We start from the raw sequence: 2,988 nt of genomic DNA, 5'->3' as shown, positions 1-2,988 counted from the left end.
GCAGGCTTTCGTAGGACTGCATCATCTGACCACTGGCCAGTGACTCGATCCCCACGGAAGAGGAAGCCAGTTCCAGGGTTCCATCGCTGCTGGCGAGCGTGACGGAAGACAGACCGAGCAGAACGGGCGGGATCTGGAGCACTTTGGCCAGCAGGATGCGACGGGAAAGCAGCTCTGGCATCGTCTTATTCTCCGAACTTGTGAGCTTGGAGCAGCCGCTTGTCTTCGAAACTAGTAGTCTGGTGCACCCTCCAAGAGCAGCGCTTCATTAAGCGCTGCGCTCGCTTTCCCAATGCGCTGTTCCTGCTCCTTGAGGAAACGGTTGGCCAGATAGAGTCGATCCAGATAGCGCAGCGTGCCGCATCTTCTGATCTCCTCCACAAGAGCCAGCGCGAGCGTAATCCCAGCTTCGAACTCGTTTCCTTTGATCAAAGCCAACATTTTCGCCGTCTCCACCAGCAACCTCCAGTGAGGCGTTGAAGGCAGGTGAGTCTCTGCACGCTGGAGAAACTCCATAGCCTTGACTGGCTGGCCCATGTCAGCATAACTGCGCCCATATTCCTCATAGACAGTGCCCAGGCTGTAGCAACCGTGCGTACTCGAGGAGGGATCGAAGCCAACGGGTGCCAGCTCCTCAGCCTGCCTCATCGCCGTCTCGAAGCGAGCAACCTCGCCACGTCGCAGATAGGTCCGAGCTAGCAACTGCAGGGCATTGCCTCTGGCAGCTTGATCAGCCTGGGGAGTGGTATCGCGTGCAGCCTCTAAATAGAGAGTGGCCTGCTCGAGGTGCCCAAGGCGCCGATGGAGATCGCCTTGATAGGTGAGAGCGATTGCAAGCAGCGTATCATCGCGTAACAGGCGCGCGACCTCCTCTAGATTACGATAGTAGATCAACGCCTCTTGTGAGGAGGGGGCACGAGTGGCTAGCGAGACAATGTAACCTGCGGTGTGATAGCTCCGGGCCAAAGCGCGTAGTAGCTCTGGTTGCTCACCAGTGATCTGGCGCGACAGGCTCTGCGTGAGATGCTCAATCACAGCCCTGGCCTCGTAGAGACGGGCGGCCTCAACCAGTGACCAGGCATGAGTAAGCAACTCCTCGATGTCTTGAGGCGAGCGCGGCGGGTGAAGCCTCCCAACGACACCCAGTTGCTCCGGTTCAACGCCCAGGCGATCAGCAATGCGGTACAGCTCGTTGATATCGTGAAGAGATCGCTCTCCATTCTCATAGGCACGCAGCGTACGCGGCTCAATATTGAGATCACTGGCGAGCTGCTCCTGAGTCAGACCATGCTGTTTGCGGTAGCGCTTCAGGAATGCGCCAGCGGCAGAGGCCATACGACGTGTTTGCTTTCCTGCCACAATCGTGTCCTTTCCAGGCTCACCGCAGGAGGATGACATGTCACTGCTTGAGCCTGTACAGAAAACTTCTGAAGGCTCATCCTACTAGAGGGAGTGATATGGGACTATAAAGAGTATACCCTACTTTTTGTAGTAAAGCAATCGTTAGTCGTACACAAGAAAGCGGGAACGGTGATCTGCCCAATTTGAAAACAAGCCTCCTCATAGGTAGAAAGAGATATGCTATGGGCCATCACCTGCAGAGCATAAAGGAGACGAACACTAGCTGGCTTAGAGATGACCACCAGTGTTTTCCGCTCGGAGGAGAGTGGACTGATCCTTTACTCGTCCAGAGAAGGATCACCGGGTTGGGAAGTCATGGTACGTCGCTGGTACCGCTGCAAGCCCCGCTTATAAGGAGTCAGGAAAGGCGTCGTTGCTCGTTCAACATCCAGAATGTACTGTTGGAACGTCGATCCTGGAGCAGGTGGGTATTCTTCAAACCCCAGGCCCTTGCTGAGCCTGATTCCTTCTGGGGTATCACTGACTGCGTAAAACCTCTTCAGAAGGATTCCTCTCTCTCCCATCTCTTCCAGATGTCGAATGATGCCAGCAAGCAGCCGCATGCCATATTTCTCGGGGCGATAAACTCCTGCCCGAACAGCAATCCCGGTGTAGCATTCCAATTCCTGGCCTGGTATGAAAGGCAGGATATCCTCTTTGCGAATATCCCAGCCTCTCAGCCGACCCTGCATCAACTGTTCAATGACCTCGCGCTTGAGGGGCATGATCGTGAGGTAACCGATGACAATGCCCTCTTTCTTGACGACATAGTCGATCTCCGGATTCTGCTTGTACCATTCGAGCCGCTTCGCGACAGGCGTGGCTTTCAGCTCTCCCCACAGACTAGCGCTCACTTCGTAGATGCCTGGGACGTCTTCGGGTGTAGCGACGCTGAAGGTCGCTGGCTCCTCTGCATAGGCTATCAAGAACAATTCGTTTGCCCGAGCAAGCGCGTCGATATAGGCCTTCTCGTAGTATCCTTCTTTGCGGCCAGGAGGGGTAATCTTCTTGATTTTGCCAGTTTTGACGTAGTAGTGAAAGGTCGAAGGGGGCATTCTGAGCCGCTTGATGGCTTCGCTGGCAGTATAGAGGTTCTTCGAGGGCGATCTACTGCTTTTGGCCATGCCTGGTTGTTTTCCCTCCCCTGGAGTCTTTCCTGATTATAGCATACCTCTCTTTTTTCTGGTGTACCCGTTCTGCTCTTGACAACGGACCTGAGATAGCTTAGAATCTTTGTACTCTTAGATTTTTTGATGTGTCTGTCATGTGGTAAGTTAAGAAAGGGGAAAGGACATCATGCGCCCAGGACCCACCATTCTCGTGGTTGACGATTCGCCGGTCTGTCGGACGGTGCTGCGCGTGGCCCTCAGCCGCGCCGGCTACCAGGTCCAGACCTGCAGCGACGGCCTCAGCGCCCTCTCAGCGCTGACCAGTCCCGGAGCACCTCCGCCCGATCTGCTCCTGCTCGACTGGCTCCTGCCCCATCTTTCCGGTCTCCAGCTCACCTATCTCCTGCGCCACCAGACCCGCTATCCCCAGTTGTCCCGCCTGCCCATTCTGATGCTGAGCTGCCGTCACAGCACCCTC

The 2,988-nt window shown here is 55.6% G+C and carries 4 protein-coding genes; 1 reads left to right on the top strand and 3 read right to left on the bottom strand.

Annotated elements, in window-relative coordinates; translation table 11 throughout:
- The 3 genes from IRZ24_RS18765 to IRZ24_RS18755 all read right to left on the bottom strand — a co-directional run.
- Positions 1-181 (bottom strand): hypothetical protein (locus tag IRZ24_RS18765; RefSeq protein ID WP_297167782.1); only part of this gene is annotated, 181 nt, incomplete at its 3' end.
- A 50-nt stretch (positions 182-231) separates the two neighbouring features.
- Positions 232-1,359, bottom strand: coding sequence for a helix-turn-helix domain-containing protein (locus IRZ24_RS18760; RefSeq protein ID WP_297167779.1), 1,128 nt, complete (start codon positions 1,357-1,359; stop codon positions 232-234).
- 320 nt (positions 1,360-1,679) lie between these two features.
- Positions 1,680-2,525, bottom strand: coding sequence for a MerR family transcriptional regulator (locus tag IRZ24_RS18755; RefSeq protein WP_297167776.1), 846 nt, complete (start codon positions 2,523-2,525; stop codon positions 1,680-1,682).
- A gap of 172 nt (positions 2,526-2,697) precedes the next feature.
- Here IRZ24_RS18755 and IRZ24_RS18750 point away from each other — a divergent pair.
- A partial coding sequence (locus IRZ24_RS18750; RefSeq protein WP_297167773.1) for a response regulator occupies positions 2,698-2,988 on the top strand: 291 nt, incomplete at its 3' end.

The sequence above is a fragment of the Thermogemmatispora sp. genome, assembly GCF_019683755.1.
Classification (GTDB): Bacteria; Chloroflexota; Ktedonobacteria; order Ktedonobacterales; family Ktedonobacteraceae; genus Thermogemmatispora.
This window is presented reverse-complemented; position numbering and strand designations above follow the sequence as displayed.

Coding starts and splice junctions, on each gene's coding strand:
- IRZ24_RS18755 (WP_297167776.1), bottom strand. CDS start 2,525: ATGGCCAAAAGCAGTAGATCGCCCTCGAAGAACCTCTATACTGCCAGC.